Source organism: Pseudomonas sp. LBUM1659 (assembly GCF_059716045.1).
On the sequence record NZ_CP166797.1, the window covers coordinates 1754466 to 1770845 of the forward strand.

The window sequence follows — 16380 nt, forward strand, 5'->3', positions numbered from 1 at the left end:
GGAATTAGACGAGGGGTTTAGGCTCGTGCTCTTTTTCCTGGGCTTGTTCGTGTTGCTCTACGGCTTCCTGAACGGAGCGCGGTGCTTCTTCGATGACCGATTCGGCAGGCGCCGCTTCGACCACTTCAGCAACAACCGGAGCAGCAGCGGCAGCCTGTTCGGCTTCCTTCTGCAGGCGCTCGGCTTCACGCTTGCGACGACGCACTTCACGTGGATCGTTCGGCGCACGGCCGCTTGGCGTCAGGGCGCTGACCGGGGCCGCTTCAACGGCCGGTTCCGCCACTTCGGCAACCACTGGAGCCGGCGCTTCAACGACTGGAGCAGGTTCGGCTGCCACAACCACTGGTTCGCAAACCATCGCTTCAGCCACCGGGGCTTCAACGACTGGCGCTGGCGCTTCGACGGCTGTCTCGGCAACCCAGTTGAACGCGGTTTGTTCTTCACGAACTTCGCGGACAGCTTCGGTCACGGTTTCAGTGACGGTTTCGGCAGCAGGCTCGGCAGCAACCACTGGTTCGGCGACGGGTTCAGCGAAGGTAGCAGGCTCGGCGGCAGCTTCAACAACAGGCTGTGCTTCACGAGCCGGAGCCACTTCGATTTCCGGAGCGGCAGTCGCTTCGACCGGAGTCGTTGCTTCAACCACTGGCGCTTCAACCGGAGCAGTTTCCTGAACAGCAGCAGTGGCGCGTTCGGCTTGCTCGTGAGCTTGTGCTTCAGCCGGTGCGCTGATCACGGTGCTGGCAACGGCTGCGGTCACAGCCAGGCCGGCGGCCAGATCAGAAGTGCTTGGCGCTTCGTTGCTTTCGCCAGCTTCGTTACCTTCGGCGGACTCGGATTCTTCCGAACCTTCGATCACATTACCGTTGGCATCGCGCTGACGCTCACGACGGTTGCTGCGACGACGCTGGCCACGGGAGCGGCGGCGTGGACGATCGCCTTCGGCGCCTTCCTGACCGTCTTCCTGCAGTTGCTCTTCGTTTGAGGTCAGCTCTTCTTCAGCGACGGCGGCAGCGGCTTGTTCTGCACGTGGCTGACGTTCTTCACGCGGTGGGCGTGGAGCGCGTTCTTCACGTGGCTGGCGAGCTGGGCGCTCTTCAGCGGTAGCAGTAGCAGTAGCGGCAGCTGCGGTCGGAGCGGTATCCAGAGGCTCGCGCAGTTCACGTACCGGGCGTTCTTCACGCTCGCCACGTGGCTTGCGGTCTTCGCGTGGAGCGCGCGGTGCACGTTCTTCACCGCGCGGCGCACGTTCTTCACGAGGGGCACGTGGAGCACGTTCTTCACGGGCTACGGCCGGGGTTTCTTCGCGGGCTTCGCGCGGCTCACGGGGTGCGCGTTCTTCACGCGGTGCACGTTCCTCACGAGGCTTGCGCTCTTCATCGCGGCGACCATTGCGGTTGCGGCTCTGCTGGCGACCGTTGCGACGCTCTTCGTTGCGGGCCGGGCGCTCGGTGGTCGCTGGTTTTTCAACCACAACCGGAGCAGCAGGCTCTTCCTTGGTGGCGAACAGGCTGACCAGCGTCTTCACCAGGCCTTTGAACAGGCTTGGTTCTGGCGCAGCAACCGGTGCAGCCACGGGGGCGGCAGCGACGACTTCGGTCGGAACCGGAGCGTTGGCACGGGCCGGAGCGGTCTTGACCGCTGCTTCCTGGCGAACCAGGGTGCGGGTCGCAGCGGCTGGCTGGACTTCTTCGACTTCAGCAGCGGCAGCGGCGATTTCGTAGCTGGACTGATTGATGCTGGCTTCCGGGCTGTCATCGCGCAGACGCTGAACTTCGAAGTGCGGCGTTTCGAGGTGATCGTTCGGCAGAATGACGATACGGGCGCGGGTGCGCAGTTCGATCTTGGTGATCGAGTTGCGTTTTTCGTTGAGCAGGAACGCGGCAACCGGAATAGGCACTTGTGCGCGAACTTCGGCGGTGCGGTCTTTCAGGGCTTCTTCTTCGATCAGGCGCAGGATTGCCAGCGACAGCGATTCAACATCACGGATGATGCCAGTGCCGTTGCAACGCGGGCAAACGATGCCGCTGCTCTCGCCCAGGGATGGACGCAGGCGCTGACGGGACATTTCCAGCAGGCCGAAGCGCGAGATGCGACCGACTTGCACGCGAGCGCGGTCGGCTTCCAGGCATTCGCGGACTTTCTCTTCCACGGCGCGCTGGTTCTTGGCAGGGGTCATGTCGATGAAGTCGATGACGATCAGGCCGCCGATGTCGCGCAAGCGCAACTGACGGGCGATTTCTTCGGCGGCTTCAAGGTTGGTCTGCAGTGCGGTTTCTTCGATGTCGCTGCCTTTGGTGGCGCGCGCCGAGTTGATGTCGATGGACACCAGGGCTTCGGTCGGATCGATAACGATGGAACCGCCGGAAGGCAGTTCAACGACGCGCTGGAAGGCGGTCTCGATCTGGCTTTCGATCTGGAAACGGTTGAACAGCGGAACGCTGTCTTCGTACAGTTTGATCTTGCTGGCGTACTGCGGCATCACCTGGCGGATGAAGGTCAGGGCTTCGTCCTGGGCTTCAACGCTGTCGATCAGCACTTCGCCGATGTCCTGGCGCAGGTAGTCGCGGATGGCGCGGATGATCACGTTGCTTTCCTGGTAGATCAGGAACGGCGCGGAACGATCCAGCGAAGCTTCTTTGATGGCGGTCCAGAGTTGCAGCAGGTAATCGAGGTCCCACTGCATTTCTTCGCTGCTGCGGCCCAGGCCGGCAGTGCGCACGATCAGACCCATGTCGGCCGGGGCAACCAGACCGTTCAGGGCTTCGCGCAGTTCGTTGCGCTCTTCACCTTCGATGCGACGGGAAATACCGCCGGCACGTGGGTTGTTCGGCATCAGTACGAGGTAACGACCGGCCAGGCTGATGAAGGTGGTCAGGGCGGCGCCCTTGTTGCCACGTTCTTCTTTTTCGACCTGAACGATGACTTCCTGGCCTTCGCTCAGGACGTCCTTGATGTTGACGCGGCCTTCGGGGGCTTTCTTGAAGTATTCGCGGGAGATTTCTTTGAGGGGCAGGAAGCCGTGGCGCTCGGAGCCGAAATCGACAAAGGCAGCCTCAAGGCTTGGTTCGATGCGAGTAATCCGGCCTTTATAGATGTTGGCCTTCTTCTGCTCGCGTGCACCGGATTCGATGTCCAGGTCGTAGAGGCGTTGGCCATCTACCAGTGCAACACGCAACTCTTCGGGTTGAGTTGCGTTAATCAGCATTCTTTTCATGTAGTACCGTCGGTTTCCGGGCTGCCGGAAACGGCGTTCGGCACACACGACTTCTCACGGTCGGTGTCAGGTGCGTCAGGAGTGGTTGGCCACTCCAGTGTCTAGCGAACCCCGACCAATTGGGCCGGTGTCGCGACGTACGCGTCCTGCTTGCTGTGGCTACTTAAGCACTCAGTCAGGAGGAGGAATCAACCAGCGGCTGTGGACGAGATGAAGCGTCTTGATAAAGCCTATTGCTACACAGTCCAGCGGTTGTGCATCTCCACCCTACACGTATCCCTGATAATTCGGGTGCTGCCGCGCGCAGAATCCGCAGCGGGTTGGCATTTACCGTGAGCTCCGAAGGGGGAGGTCACGCATCATGGCTAATTTAGGCGTTGTTTCCGAAGCGTTCGCCCAGGGTCGTTCGTGGCTGACTGCACTTTGTGAACTGGCCGTGAATATTTGCTCGCAAGGCGAGTGAAAACTCTGCTTTGCGGCGTGATTCAGGCCTCATGTCACCTGCGCTTGTTACAGCTGCAAACTCCACCTTTACGTAGCGAAAGCCCCGTAGGACGGCCTCGCGTCCTGGTGAATTGCGTTGGTCAGGGCCGGTTTTTGACCGTTGGTCCGCTGTCCAGCCGCTTTTGGCGGCGTTCGCGACTATAGCAGCAATGATTAAGTGCTTCAATTCCATAAAAAATTGTTATCATCCGCGCCATGACGACTACAGCCCCTTCGACCCCAGCCGTACAACTGCTGGAGGTCTCGCCGGAATATGCCGGCCAACGTATTGATAACTTCCTTCTCGCTCGGCTAAAAGGCGTGCCCAAGACCCTGATTTACCGCATTTTGCGCAAAGGCGAAGTGCGAGTGAACAAAGGTCGGATCAAGCCCGAATACAAGCTGCAGGCGGGCGATATCGTGCGCGTGCCGCCGGTTCGTGTGCCCGAGCGCGACGAGCCGGTGCCGCTGGCCCAGGGCCTGCTGCAGCGGCTCGAAGCCTCGATTGTTTTTGAAGACAAAGCGCTGATCGTGATCAACAAGCCTTGCGGCATCGCGGTCCATGGCGGCAGCGGCTTGACTTACGGGGTGATCGAAGCCTTTCGTCAGTTACGTCCCGATTGCAAGGAGCTCGAACTGGTTCACCGTCTCGACCGTGATACCTCCGGCCTGCTGATGATCGCCAAGAAGCGCAGCATGTTGCGTCACTTGCACACGGCATTGCGCGGCGATGGCGTCGATAAGCGCTATATGGCGCTGGTCCGCGGTAACTGGGCAGCCTCGATCAAACAAGTCCGTGCGTCGCTGGGCAAGAGCAATCTGCGATCCGGCGAGCGCATGGTCGAGGTCGACGAGGAGGAGGGCAAGGAGTCCGTGACCGTGTTCAAGGTGCTGCGTCGTTTCGGCGACTTTGCCACCCTGATCGAAGCCAAGCCGATCACCGGCCGGACTCACCAGATCCGTGTCCATACCCTGCACGCCGGGCATTGCATTGCCGGCGATACCAAGTATGGCGACGAAGATTTCAGCAAGGAAATCCGCGATCTGGGCGGCAAGCGCCTGTTCCTGCACGCCTACATGCTGACCGTGCCGCTGCCCGATGGTGGCGAGTTGAAATTGCAGGCGCCTGTGGACGAGATGTGGGCCAAGACCGTGGAGCGATTGAGTGCGCCACTCTGATTACAAGCTGTTGATTTTCGATTGGGACGGCACGCTGGCCGACTCTATTGGTCGGATTGTCGAGGCGATGCATGTCGCGTCCGAGCGCTCCGGATTTCAGCTGCGTGATGATTTTGCGGTCAAAGGCATTATCGGGCTGGGTTTGCCAGAGGCGATTCGTACCCTGTATCCCGAGATTGGCGATGCCGAACTGGTAGCGTTTCGTCAGCACTATGCGGATCACTATATCGCCTCGGAAGCCGTGCCTTCGCCGCTGTTCGAAGGCGTAGTCGAGTCGATGGAGGCGTTCCGTGCCGAGGGGTATCATTTGGCTGTGGCGACGGGCAAGGCGCGTCGCGGGCTGGATCGGGTGCTGAAGGCTCACGGTTGGGAAGATTATTTCGATATCACCCGCGCCGCCGACGAAACCGCGAGCAAGCCGCATCCGCTGATGCTTGAACAGATTCTTGCCCATTGCGAGGTTCGTCCCGAGCAGGCGCTGATGGTCGGCGATTCATCCTTCGACCTGCAGATGGCGCGCAACGCCGGCATGGATTCGGTGGCGGTCAGCTACGGCGCGCAATCAATCGAGGCGCTGAAGTTGTTCGAGCCGGCATTGGCCATTGATCGTTTTTCAGAATTGCATGCCTGGCTGGGTCAGCGGGCTTAATAGATTTTTGCTGGGGTAGATGTCATGACCGACGAATGGAAAGCGCCCGCCAAGGCGAGCGCAGAGAGCGGTGACGAAAAAAGCTGGAAGCTGCTGGAAAAGACCCTGCTGGCCAGCGTGCAGGAGCAGCGCCGGTCGCGTCGCTGGGGGATTTTCTTCAAGCTGCTGACTTTCGTGTACCTGTTTGTCGCGCTGATCCTGTTCACGCCGCTGATGGACATGGAAAAGAGTGCGACCAGCAGCTCCAACTACACGGCATTGATCGACGTGACGGGCATGATTGCCGACAAGGAGCCGGCCAGTGCTGACAATATCGTCGGCAGTCTGCGTGCGGCCTTCGAGGACGAGAAAGTCAAAGGCATCGTTTTGCGCATCAACAGCCCGGGCGGCAGTCCGGTGCAGTCGGGTTACGTGTATGACGAAATCGTCCGTCTGCGCGGCCTGCATCCGGACACCAGGGTGTATGCGGTGATCTCTGATCTGGGGGCTTCCGGTGCTTATTACATTGCCAGCGCGGCGGATCAGATCTACGCCGACAAGGCGAGCCTGGTGGGCTCCATTGGTGTGACGGCGGCTGGCTACGGCTTTGTCGGCACCATGGAAAAATTGGGTGTCGAGCGTCGCACTTACACGTCGGGTGAGCACAAATCGTTCCTTGATCCGTTCCAGCCGCAGAAGCCTGAGGAAACTCAATTCTGGCAGGGTGTGCTGGACACAACGCATCAACAGTTCATCAACAGCGTCAAGAAGGGTCGCGGCGACCGCCTCAAGGACAAGGAACACCCTGAACTGTTCTCCGGGTTGGTCTGGAATGGTGAGCAAGCGCTGCCGCTCGGTCTGATTGATGGTCTGGGTAATGCCAGTTCGGTAGCGCGTGACGTGATCGGCGAGAAAGAACTGGTGGACTTCACAGTTCAGGAATCGCCGTTTGATCGCTTCTCGAAAAAGCTCGGTGCCAGTGTTGCGGAGCAATTGGCGATGTGGATGGGCTTTCACGGTCCATCGATGCGCTGATCCCGTGGCTGCATAAAAAAACCGGCCTTCGTGGCCGGTTTTTTGTGCTCAGGGAATTTGCACGCCTTCTGCCAGCAGCATGTCGATCAGGCGGATAAGCGGCAGGCCGATCAGGCTGGTGGCGTCAGGGCCTTCGGTGCTTTGAAACAGGCTCACCCCCAAACCTTCGGCCTTGAAGCTGCCAGCACAGTCGTAGGGCTGCTCGGTGCGCAGGTAACGTTCGATGCGTGCCTGATCCAGTACGCGCATGTGGACGGTGAATGGCACGCAATCAACCTGGCAGTCGCCTGTCTGGCTGTTGAGCAGTGCCAGTCCGGTGAGGAAGGTCACGCTGGCACCGCTGGCGGCCAGCAGTTGTTCGCGGGCCTTTTCGAAGGTGTGGGGTTTGCCGATAATTCTGTCGCCGAGGACCGCGACCTGATCGGAGCCGATGATCAGATGAGCGGTATGGCTGCCCGCCAGTGCCTGGGCTTTTTCTTTGGCGAGGCGTTTGACCAGTTCGGTAGCCGGCTCACCCGGTCGATGGCTTTCGTCGATATCCGGCGAGCTGCAGGTGAATGGCAGCTGCAAGCGGGCCAGCAATTCCCTGCGATACACCGAGCTTGAAGCGAGTAATAAAGGCAGCATGCGCAACTCCAAAAGTCAGGCGTGAATTCTAGCGGAGGCTTGCAAGTGACGGACAGGGCTGAATTTCCTTTGACATGGCTGGGGGCATCCCTATAATGCTGCGCCTATGTTGAATGACCCGATTCCACCTCACGTTGACCCGCGCAAATTGGCTGACCGTGGCACCACCCTTCAAGGTGAACTGCTGCTGGCCGATTTGGAGAGACTCTGCGACCCGCTTTCCGACACTGTCGGTACGGTGCAGGCTAAATTCGTTTTTGAACGAGATGAACGTAAATCTGTGGTCATCCACAGCTTTATCGACACCGAGGTCAAAATGGTTTGCCAGCGTTGTCTTGAGCTGGTCACCCTGCCGATCCATAGCGAATGCAGTTATGCTGTGGTGAAGGAGGGTGCGAATACCCAGTCGTTGCCGAAAGGTTATGACGTGCTGGAACTGGGCGAAGATCCTTTGGATCTGCAGTCACTGATCGAGGAGGAGCTTCTGCTCGCCTTGCCCATTGTGCCTGCTCATCATCCGGAAGAATGCCAGCAGCCGGCGGGTCTCGATGAGCCCGAACCGAGCGAGGACGAGGTAACGCGGTCCAACCCGTTCAGTGTATTGGCGCAGTTAAAGCGTGACCCAAACGTTTAGGAGTTAATCAATTATGGCTGTTCAGCAGAACAAAAAATCCCGCTCCGCCCGTGACATGCGCCGTTCGCACGACGCTCTCGAGGCTAGCACCCTGTCTGTAGAAAAAACCACCGGTGAAGTTCACCTGCGTCACCACGTATCGCCAGAAGGCGTATACCGTGGCCGTAAAGTGATCGACAAGGGCGCTGACGAGTAATCACTTGTCCGCTCAAGTCATCGCGATTGACGCAATGGGCGGGGACTTCGGTCCCCGCAGCATTGTTCAGGCCAGCCTCGCTTGCCTGTCTGCTACACCCTCGCTGCACCTGACCCTCGTCGGTCAACCCTCCCTTCTTGAAGAATTGCTCTCTGGCCAATCGGCTGTGGATCGCTCGCGCCTGTCGATTGCGCCTGCGTCTGAAGTCATCACCATGGACGAAAAGCCTGCGCAGGCCTTGCGCGGCAAGCCCGATTCGTCGATGCGCGTGGCGCTCGAGTTATTACGAGACGGCAAGGTTCAAGCCTGTGTCAGTGCCGGCAATACCGGCGCCCTGATGGCGTTGTCGCGGTTTGTGCTCAAGACCTTGCCGGGCATTGATCGTCCGGCAATGGTGGCGGCGATTCCGACGCAAAAGGGCTATTGCCAGTTACTCGATCTGGGCGCCAATGTTGATTGCAGTGCCGAGCACCTGTTGCAGTTCGCTGTCATGGGCTCGGTGGCGGCGGAAACGCTTGGCATTGCTCGCCCGCGTGTCGCGCTGCTGAACATCGGTACCGAGGACATCAAGGGCAATCAGCAAGTCAAGCTGGCGGCCACCTTGTTGCAGGCTGCTCGTGGCATCAATTACATCGGTTTTGTCGAAGGTGACGGTTTGTACCGTGGCGAGGCGGATGTGGTGGTGTGTGATGGCTTTGTCGGCAATATCCTGCTCAAGTCCAGCGAGGGGCTGGCGACCATGATTGCCGGGCGCATCGAAGCCTTGTTCAAGAAAAACCTCGCGTCGAAAATGGTCGGCGCTCTGGCGTTGCCGCTGATGAAACGTCTTCAGGCTGAGCTCGCACCTGCGCGGCATAACGGCGCCAGCTTCCTTGGTTTGCAAGGGATTGTGGTGAAAAGCCACGGTTCGGCCGGGGTTCAGGGGTTTCAAAGCGCCATTTCCCGTGCGCTGATCGAGATTCAGGAAAACCTGCCGGAGCGGATTCACGGTCGTCTGGAGGATTTGTTGCTTTAGGCGTTTTCGTCGGACAATGCTTAAATGTGACCGCTTGGGTCAATTGGCCATCCAACTGTCAGTTTCTTGCGTCCCCCACTTGGGACATCAATTCTCCGACGACAAGATCATTAGGGGCTTGTTACATGTCTGCTTCCCTCGCATTCGTCTTTCCAGGACAGGGTTCGCAGTCCCTCGGCATGCTGGCCGAGTTGGGCGCGCAACATCCGGTTGTCCTCGAAACATTCAAAGAAGCTTCCGATGCTCTGGGGTACGACCTATGGGCACTGACCCAGCAAGGGCCGGAAGAGCAACTCAATCAAACCGATAAAACCCAGCCGGCCATTCTGACCGCCTCGATCGCCTTGTGGCGTCTGTGGCTGGCTGAAGGCGGCGCGCGTCCGGCTTACGTTGCCGGTCATAGCCTGGGCGAGTACAGCGCTCTGGTTGCTGCGGGCAGCCTGAGCCTCGGCGATGCGGTCAAGCTGGTTGAACGCCGTGGTCAGTTGATGCAGGAAGCCGTTCCGGCCGGGCAGGGTGGCATGGCCGCCATTCTGGGTCTGGATGATGCTGACGTGTTGGCAGCTTGTGCCCAAGCGGCGCAAGGCGAAGTGGTCAGCGCGGTGAACTTCAACTCCCCGGGCCAGGTGGTGATCGCCGGTGCCAAGGCGGCAGTGGAGCGCGCCATCGAAGGCTGCAAGGCCCGTGGTGCCAAGCGCGCCATGCCGTTGCCGGTCAGCGTACCGTCGCACTGTGAGCTGATGCGCCCGGCGGCCGAGCGTTTTGCCGAGTCCATCGCTGCAATCGACTGGCAAGCGCCGCAGATTCCTGTCGTACAGAACGTCAGCGCCAATGTGCCGGCCGATCTGGATACCCTCAAGCGCGATCTGCTTGAGCAGCTCTACAAGCCAGTGCGCTGGGTTGAATCGGTTCAGGCGCTGGCCGCCAAGGGCGCGACCCAACTGGTCGAATGCGGTCCCGGCAAAGTGCTGGCCGGTCTGAACAAGCGCTGCGCCGAAGGCGTGTCGACATCCAACCTCAATACCCCAGACGCTTTCGCTGCCGCCCGTGCAGCGCTGGCCTGAATCAGGAGAAACTTGCATGAGTCTGCAAGGTAAAGTTGCACTGGTCACCGGCGCGAGCCGCGGGATCGGCCAGGCCATCGCCCTGGAACTAGGTCGTCAGGGCGCCACCGTGATTGGCACCGCGACCTCCGCTTCCGGTGCCGAGCGCATCGCCGCGACCCTGAAAGAAAACGGTATTCAAGGCACCGGTCTTGAGCTCAATGTCACCAGCGACGAATCCGTTGCTGCAGTACTGGCGAGCATCACAGCGCAATTCGGTGCCCCGGCGATTCTGGTCAACAATGCCGGTATCACCCGCGATAACCTGATGATGCGTATGAAAGACGACGAGTGGCATGACGTTGTCGATACCAACCTGAACAGTCTGTTCCGCCTGTCCAAGGGCGTTTTGCGCGGTATGACCAAAGCTCGTTGGGGACGAATTATCAGTATTGGTTCGGTTGTGGGTGCCATGGGCAACGCAGGCCAAGTAAACTACGCTGCCGCCAAGGCCGGTCTGGAAGGTTTCAGCCGCGCACTGGCGCGTGAAGTCGGTTCGCGTTCGATTACGGTAAACTCGGTGGCCCCTGGGTTCATCGACACCGATATGACCCGTGAACTGCCTGAGGCACAGCGTGAAGCCTTGCAGACGCAGATTCCGCTGGGCCGTCTGGGGCAAGCTCAAGAGATCGCGTCTGTGGTCGCTTTTCTTGCATCCGACGGTGCGGCTTACGTTACTGGGGCTACAATCCCGGTGAACGGCGGGATGTACATGAGTTAAATGTGACGGATCGCTTCAAAAAAATGTCATACGAGCTGTCTAAAATCCGTTATAAAGCTGCAATCTATTTATAGGCAGAGGGCTGTCGGGTTTGAGGAGTGAAGCTTTCAGTTGAAAAGCTGAAAAGCCTTTCTATACACTTACCCACTGGCCAGCTGCCTGAATTTGTCCATTAGGAGTGAAAACAAGGTATGAGCACCATCGAAGAGCGCGTCAAGAAAATCGTTGCTGAGCAACTGGGCGTTAAAGAAGAAGAAGTGGTCAACACTGCTTCCTTCGTTGAAGACCTGGGTGCCGACTCCCTTGACACCGTTGAGCTGGTGATGGCTCTGGAAGAGGAATTCGAGACCGAAATCCCTGACGAAGAAGCTGAGAAGATCACTACTGTACAAGCCGCAATCGATTACGTTACTAACCACCAGGGTTAATAGCTTGTAATCGTTGCTTGCTGTCATGGAAAAACCGCACTGCCATCACGGCGTGCGGTTTTTTCTTTAGGCATGATGCAAAGTCGTCATTTGAAAAAAAGGAGAGTGCTGTGTCGCGTAGACGCGTCGTAGTCACCGGTATGGGTATGTTGTCGCCACTGGGCACGGATGTGCCGAGCAGTTGGCAGGGCATTCTGGCTGGCCGCAGTGGCATTGGTCTGATCGAACACACCGACCTTTCTGCCTATTCCACCCGTTTTGGCGGCTCGGTAAAGGGCTTCAATGTCGAGGAATACCTGTCGGTCAAGGAAGCTCGCAAGCTCGACCTGTTTATTCAATACGGTCTGGCCGCAGGTTTTCAGGCTGTACGCAACGCCGGCCTGGAAGTCACTGACGCCAACCGCGAGCGTATCGGCGTGGCGATGGGTTCGGGTATTGGCGGTCTGACCAATATCGAAGAAACCAGCCGCACGCTGCATGATACTGGCCCACGGCGGATCTCTCCGTTTTTCGTGCCTGGCTCGATCATCAATATGATTTCCGGTTTCCTGTCCATCCACCTGGGTGCACAGGGACCTAACTACGCCATCGCCACCGCGTGTACCACCGGTACGCACTGCATTGGCATGGCAGCCCGTAACATCATGTACGACGAGGCCGACGTGATGATTGCCGGCGGCGCCGAAATGGCAGCGTGCGGGCTGGGCATGGGTGGCTTTGGTGCTTCCCGCGCACTGTCGACCCGCAACGATGAGCCGACCCGTGCAAGCCGCCCTTGGGATAAGGGCCGTGATGGCTTCGTCTTGTCCGACGGTGCCGGTGCTCTGGTGCTAGAAGAACTAGAGCACGCCAAGGCGCGCGGCGCGACCATCTACGCCGAGCTGATCGGTTTCGGCACCAGTGGCGATGCTTACCACATGACCTCGCCACCGGCGGACGGTGCAGGTGCTGCACGTTGCATCACCAACGCCCTGCGCGATGCCAAGGTCAATGTCGATCAGGTTCAATACATCAACGCCCACGGTACTTCGACTTCGGCCGGCGATCTTGCCGAAGCCTGTGCGATCAAGTCGGTGTTTGGCGAACACGCCTACAAACTGGCCGTCAGTTCGACCAAGTCCATGACCGGTCACTTGCTGGGCGCAGCGGGCGCAGTCGAGGCAATCTTCAGCGTGCTGGCGATCAACAGCCAGGTAGCGCCGCCGACCATCAACCTCGATGAGCCGGACGAAGGCTGCGACCTCGATTTTGTGCCGCACACTGCGCGCAACATGGACATCGATGTGGTGCTGTCAAACTCGTTCGGTTTTGGCGGGACCAACGGCTCGCTGGTGTTCCGCCGGTTCGCTGACTGATGGACAGCTGGGTCGACGGTCAGCCGGCTGACGCTCTGTCGCTGAAAGATCGCGGCCTGGCTTACGGCGACGGTCTGTTCGAGACCGTTGCCGTGCGTGGCGGGCAGCCGCTGTTGCTGGACCGGCACCTGTCGCGTCTGGCGCAAGGCTGTTCGCGCCTGGCGATCGCTGTAGATCACGAACTGGTTCGCAACGAATTGCTGGCCTACGCCGCAGCGCTCGGTGAGGGTGTGCTCAAGCTCATTCTCACGCGCGGCGACAGCTTGCGCGGTTATGCTCCCGATCCTTCGGCGCAAGCCCGACGCATTCTGCAAGGCAATCCTCCTGCTTCTTATCCGTTTGTTCATGCAGAGCAGGGCGTTCGTCTGTTCCCCTGCGTCACGCGACTTTCCAAACAGCCCTTGCTCGCCGGGCTTAAACATCTGAACCGTCTGGAGCAAGTGATTGCCCGTGGCGAATGGCAAGACACCGAACATGCAGAAGGCTTGATGCTCGATCAGGTCGGTCGCGTCATCGAAGGTGTGTTCAGTAATCTGTTCCTGGTGCGCGATGGCGTGCTGATCACCGCCGATTTAAAACGCTGTGGCGTGGCCGGCGTGATGCGTGCCGAATTATTGTTTCAAGCCGAGTCACTGGGGATTCCCACGCAAATCATCGACATCAGCCTCGATCAGCTGCAATGGGCCGATGAAGTCTTTGTCTGCAACAGCGTGTATGGCGTTTGGCCGGTGCGCGCCTATGCTGCGTTGAGCTGGCCGGTTGGGCCGCTCACCCGTAAACTCCAAACCATTGCCCGCGCGCTACTGGATGCTTGATACGTGAGACGTAAATTCTTGCTGCTGCTGGAAACCGGATTGGTTCTGGCGGGGCTGTGTCTGGGCGCTTCTGCCTGGAAAATCCATTCGGCGCTGGAACAGCCGCTTAACATCACCCAGGAAAAACTGCTGGAAGTGCCCAAGGGCACGACGCCAACCCGCACCTTCTATCGACTCGAAGCCGATGGCGTCATCAAGGATGCGTTCTGGTTGCGTGTTTACTGGCGCTTCAATCTCCCCAAACAACCGTTGCACAGCGGCGAGTACCGCATGGTTCCGGGCATGACGGTTGAGGGGCTGATCGAGCTGTGGAAACGCGGCGAAATGGTTCAATACAGCCTGACCCTGGTCGAAGGCTGGAATTTCCGTCAGGTTCGCGCAGCCCTGGCCAAAGACGAAAAACTCGAGCAGACCCTCGACGGGTTAAGTGACAGTCAGGTGATGGAGAAGCTCGGTCACCGCGGGATCTTTCCGGAAGGTCGCTTCTTCCCCGACACCTATCGGTTTGTGCGTGGCATGACCGACGTCGATCTGTTGAAAAAAGCCTATGACCACCTCGACGAGGTCCTCGCCAAAGAGTGGGATCAACGCGCTGCTGACGTGCCGTACACCGAGCCCTATCAGGCGCTGATCATGGCCTCGCTGGTGGAAAAGGAAACCGGCGTGCCGCAGGAGCGCGGGCAGATTGCTGGCGTCTTCGTTCGACGCATGGCGATCGGCATGTTGCTGCAGACCGACCCGACGGTGATCTACGGTCTTGGTGATCGCTACAGCGGTAAATTGACCCGCGCCCACCTCAGGGAAGCGACCCCGTACAACACTTATATGATCTCGGGCCTGCCGCCGACGCCGATTGCCATGGTCGGTCGCGAAGCCATCCATGCTGCGTTGAACCCAGTGGCCGGCAACAGTCTGTATTTCGTCGCGCGTGGCGATGGCAGCCATGTGTTCTCCGATGATCTGGATGCTCACAACAATGCGGTGCGCGAGTTCCAGCTCAAGCGTCGTGTCGACTATCGTTCCAGCCCGGCGCCGATCCCTGCGCCAGAGACGGCGAATGGCGAATCGCTGGATAACGAGGCGCCGATTCCGGCGGCTTCGCCCGATACCGATACCGATACCGATCCCAATCCCGATCCCGAGGCTTTGCCATCCGTGGCGCCGCAAGATCCGGCTACGGAACCGACGCCTGTAATTGAACCGGCACCTGAGCCCGCGCCGGCTGCAGCCGCTCCGCAAAGCCCGCAATAATTCTGACTAAGGACTGCCCGTGACTGGCTTGTTTATTACTCTGGAAGGCCCGGAAGGTGCCGGCAAAAGCACCAATCGCGAATACCTGGCCGAGCGTCTGCGCGCTGCCGGTATCGAAGTGGTACTGACCCGCGAACCGGGCGGTACGCCGTTGGCCGAGCGGATTCGCGACGTGCTGCTGGCGCCAGCTGATGAAGTTATGAACCCCGACACCGAATTGTTGCTGGTATTCGCCGCGCGCGCCCAACACCTGGCCGAAGTGATTCGCCCGGCGCTGGCCCGTGGTGCGGTGGTCCTGTGTGATCGCTTTACGGATTCAACCTACGCCTATCAGGGCGGCGGTCGCGGTTTGTCGCTGGAACGCATCGCGACTCTGGAAGCTTTCGTTCAGGGCGATCTGCGCCCGAACCTGACGCTGATCTTCGACCTGCCAGTGGAAGTGGGCCTGGCCCGTGCCAGCGCTCGCGGTCGACTGGACCGTTTTGAACTCGAAGGCCGAACCTTTTTTGATGCGGTGCGTAGTGCATTTCTCAAGCGCGCTGAAGCGGACCCTGCGCGGTATGTGCTGGTCGATGCGGCCCAGCCACTGACGCAGGTTCAGCAGTCTCTGGACGTTCTGCTGCCGCGTCTGTTGGAGTTGACACGTGGCTGAAGCCTATCCGTGGCAAGACAGTCTCTGGCAGCAGTTGGCCGGTCGTAAGCAACACGCTCACGCCTATCTGCTGCATGGCCCGGCCGGGATCGGCAAGCGCGCGCTGGCGGAACGGTTGATGGCCAGTCTGCTGTGCCAGCGCCCTACCGCGCAGGACGCTTGCGGTGAATGTAAATCCTGCCTGTTGCTCAAGGCTGGCAGCCATCCCGACAATTACATCCTGGAGCCGGAAGAAGCCGACAAGGCGATCAAGGTCGATCAGGTGCGCGAGTTGGTCAGCTTCGTGGTGCAGACCTCGCAGATGGGCGGGCGCAAAGTGGTGTTGATCGAGCCGGTCGAGTCGATGAACGTCAATGCCGCCAACGCCTTGCTCAAAAGCCTTGAAGAGCCGTCGGGCGATACCGTTTTGCTGTTGGTAAGCCACCAGACCAGTCGTCTGTTGCCGACCATTAAAAGCCGCTGCGTCCAGCAAGCCTGCCCGTTGCCGAGCGAAGCGATGAGCCTTGCGTGGCTGGCCAAAGCCTTGCCGGACTGCACGGAAGAAGAACGTATCGAACTGCTGACCCTGGCCGCCGGTTCGCCACTGGCGGCAGTCACCTTGCAAGCGCAGGGTGTGCGCGAGCAGCGGGCGCTGGTGGTCGATGGGGTGAAGAAGTTGCTCAAACAGCAACAATCTCCGACGCAACTGGCCGAGGGCTGGAATGCGATCCCGTTATTGCTGTTGTTCGACTGGTTTTGTGACTGGTCGAGCCTGATTCTGCGTTATCAATTGACTCAGGATGAAGCAGGCCTGGGGCTGGCGGACATGCGCAAGGTGGTTCAGTACCTGGCGCAAAAAACCGCTCAGGATAAAGTCCTCGGTATTCAGGACTGGATCCTCGCCCAGCGCCAGAAAGTGATGAGCAAGGCGAACCTGAACCGGGTGTTATTGCTGGAAGCGCTGCTGGTGCAATGGGCGTCCTTGCCTACCCAGAAGTGATCGTCTGCGCCTAAACTCTGTGCATCTGCCCCCACCTGGCCGGAGCCTGCAAGTCCGACCGTCCC

At 59.4% G+C, this 16380-nt stretch carries 16 protein-coding genes; 14 read left to right on the forward strand and 2 right to left on the reverse strand.

The genetic code is table 11. The features are described from left to right. Window positions 1-4: 4 nt before the first annotated feature. Window positions 5-3214 carry a ribonuclease E gene (gene rne / locus ACA048_RS07945; RefSeq protein WP_497628652.1) on the reverse strand — a complete coding sequence of 1070 codons (3210 nt, stop codon included), beginning with the start codon at window positions 3212-3214 and terminating at the stop codon, window positions 5-7. 699 nt (window positions 3215-3913) lie between these two features. Here rne and rluC point away from each other — a divergent pair. The 3 genes from rluC to ACA048_RS07960 are packed head-to-tail and all read left to right on the forward strand — an operon-like array spanning window position 3914 to window position 6539. Beyond that, window positions 3914-4876, forward strand: coding sequence for a 23S rRNA pseudouridine(955/2504/2580) synthase RluC (gene rluC / locus ACA048_RS07950; RefSeq protein WP_497628653.1), 963 nt, complete (start codon window positions 3914-3916; stop codon window positions 4874-4876). Beyond that, window positions 4863-5525 (forward strand): HAD-IA family hydrolase, encoded by a 663-nt coding sequence (locus tag ACA048_RS07955; protein ID WP_497628654.1) that lies wholly within the window; start codon window positions 4863-4865, stop codon window positions 5523-5525. The genes rluC and ACA048_RS07955 overlap by 14 nt, the downstream gene beginning before the upstream one ends. Before the next feature lie 24 nt (window positions 5526-5549). Beyond that, complete coding sequence (locus ACA048_RS07960) at window positions 5550-6539, forward strand: S49 family peptidase (protein WP_497628655.1); 990 nt, start codon at window positions 5550-5552, stop codon at window positions 6537-6539. Window positions 6540-6587: 48 nt separating this feature from the next. Here the strand turns inward: ACA048_RS07960 and ACA048_RS07965 are convergent, their stop codons facing one another. Next, a complete protein-coding gene (locus tag ACA048_RS07965) occupies window positions 6588-7166 on the reverse strand; it encodes a Maf family protein (RefSeq protein ID WP_497628656.1) in 579 nt (192 codons plus the stop codon). Between the two features lie 106 nt (window positions 7167-7272). Between ACA048_RS07965 and ACA048_RS07970 the strand changes: the two genes are divergently transcribed. The 11 genes from ACA048_RS07970 to ACA048_RS08020 all read left to right on the forward strand — a co-directional run bounded on the left by ACA048_RS07970 (window position 7273) and on the right by ACA048_RS08020 (window position 16315). After that, complete coding sequence (locus ACA048_RS07970) at window positions 7273-7800, forward strand: YceD family protein (RefSeq protein ID WP_004371317.1); 528 nt, start codon at window positions 7273-7275, stop codon at window positions 7798-7800. 13 nt (window positions 7801-7813) lie between these two features. Next, window positions 7814-7996: a 50S ribosomal protein L32 gene (rpmF, locus tag ACA048_RS07975; RefSeq protein ID WP_003179396.1), complete on the forward strand. Its 183-nt coding sequence runs from the start codon at window positions 7814-7816 to the stop codon at window positions 7994-7996. Window positions 7997-8000: 4 nt separating this feature from the next. Continuing rightward, a complete protein-coding gene (gene plsX, locus ACA048_RS07980) occupies window positions 8001-9011 on the forward strand; it encodes a phosphate acyltransferase PlsX (protein WP_497628657.1) in 1011 nt (336 codons plus the stop codon). Window positions 9012-9136: 125 nt separating this feature from the next. Beyond that, the gene (fabD, locus tag ACA048_RS07985; RefSeq protein ID WP_497628658.1) at window positions 9137-10075 is read left to right on the forward strand and encodes an ACP S-malonyltransferase; all 939 of its coding nucleotides are present in this window, start codon (window positions 9137-9139) and stop codon (window positions 10073-10075) included. Window positions 10076-10091: 16 nt separating this feature from the next. Further along, window positions 10092-10835, forward strand: a complete 744-nt coding sequence (fabG, locus tag ACA048_RS07990) for a 3-oxoacyl-ACP reductase FabG (RefSeq protein ID WP_223518981.1) — start codon at window positions 10092-10094, stop codon at window positions 10833-10835. 191 nt (window positions 10836-11026) lie between these two features. Next, window positions 11027-11263 carry an acyl carrier protein gene (gene acpP, locus ACA048_RS07995; protein ID WP_223518982.1) on the forward strand — a complete coding sequence of 79 codons (237 nt, stop codon included), beginning with the start codon at window positions 11027-11029 and terminating at the stop codon, window positions 11261-11263. Between the two features lie 110 nt (window positions 11264-11373). Continuing rightward, entirely contained in the window at window positions 11374-12618 is a 1245-nt protein-coding gene (fabF, locus tag ACA048_RS08000) for a beta-ketoacyl-ACP synthase II (RefSeq protein WP_497628659.1), read from the forward strand. Further along, window positions 12618-13433 (forward strand): aminodeoxychorismate lyase, encoded by an 816-nt coding sequence (gene pabC / locus ACA048_RS08005; protein ID WP_497628660.1) that lies wholly within the window; start codon window positions 12618-12620, stop codon window positions 13431-13433. Before fabF ends, pabC begins: the two co-directional genes overlap by 1 nt. Before the next feature lie 3 nt (window positions 13434-13436). After that, window positions 13437-14684 carry an endolytic transglycosylase MltG gene (mltG, locus tag ACA048_RS08010; RefSeq protein ID WP_497628661.1) on the forward strand — a complete coding sequence of 416 codons (1248 nt, stop codon included), beginning with the start codon at window positions 13437-13439 and terminating at the stop codon, window positions 14682-14684. A 19-nt stretch (window positions 14685-14703) separates the two neighbouring features. Next, window positions 14704-15336, forward strand: a complete 633-nt coding sequence (gene tmk / locus ACA048_RS08015; protein ID WP_497628662.1) for a dTMP kinase — start codon at window positions 14704-14706, stop codon at window positions 15334-15336. After that, window positions 15329-16315: a DNA polymerase III subunit delta' gene (locus tag ACA048_RS08020; RefSeq protein ID WP_497628663.1), complete on the forward strand. Its 987-nt coding sequence runs from the start codon at window positions 15329-15331 to the stop codon at window positions 16313-16315. Before tmk ends, ACA048_RS08020 begins: the two co-directional genes overlap by 8 nt. The last annotated feature ends 65 nt before the right edge of the window (window positions 16316-16380 follow it).

Coding starts and splice junctions, on each gene's coding strand:
- rne (WP_497628652.1), bottom strand. CDS start 3,214: ATGAAAAGAATGCTGATTAACGCAACTCAACCCGAAGAGTTGCGTGTT.
- rluC (WP_497628653.1), top strand. CDS start 3,914: ATGACGACTACAGCCCCTTCGACCCCAGCCGTACAACTGCTGGAGGTC.
- ACA048_RS07960 (WP_497628655.1), top strand. CDS start 5,550: ATGACCGACGAATGGAAAGCGCCCGCCAAGGCGAGCGCAGAGAGCGGT.
- ACA048_RS07965 (WP_497628656.1), bottom strand. CDS start 7,166: ATGCTGCCTTTATTACTCGCTTCAAGCTCGGTGTATCGCAGGGAATTG.
- ACA048_RS07970 (WP_004371317.1), top strand. CDS start 7,273: ATGTTGAATGACCCGATTCCACCTCACGTTGACCCGCGCAAATTGGCT.
- rpmF (WP_003179396.1), top strand. CDS start 7,814: ATGGCTGTTCAGCAGAACAAAAAATCCCGCTCCGCCCGTGACATGCGC.
- fabD (WP_497628658.1), top strand. CDS start 9,137: ATGTCTGCTTCCCTCGCATTCGTCTTTCCAGGACAGGGTTCGCAGTCC.
- fabG (WP_223518981.1), top strand. CDS start 10,092: ATGAGTCTGCAAGGTAAAGTTGCACTGGTCACCGGCGCGAGCCGCGGG.
- acpP (WP_223518982.1), top strand. CDS start 11,027: ATGAGCACCATCGAAGAGCGCGTCAAGAAAATCGTTGCTGAGCAACTG.
- pabC (WP_497628660.1), top strand. CDS start 12,618: ATGGACAGCTGGGTCGACGGTCAGCCGGCTGACGCTCTGTCGCTGAAA.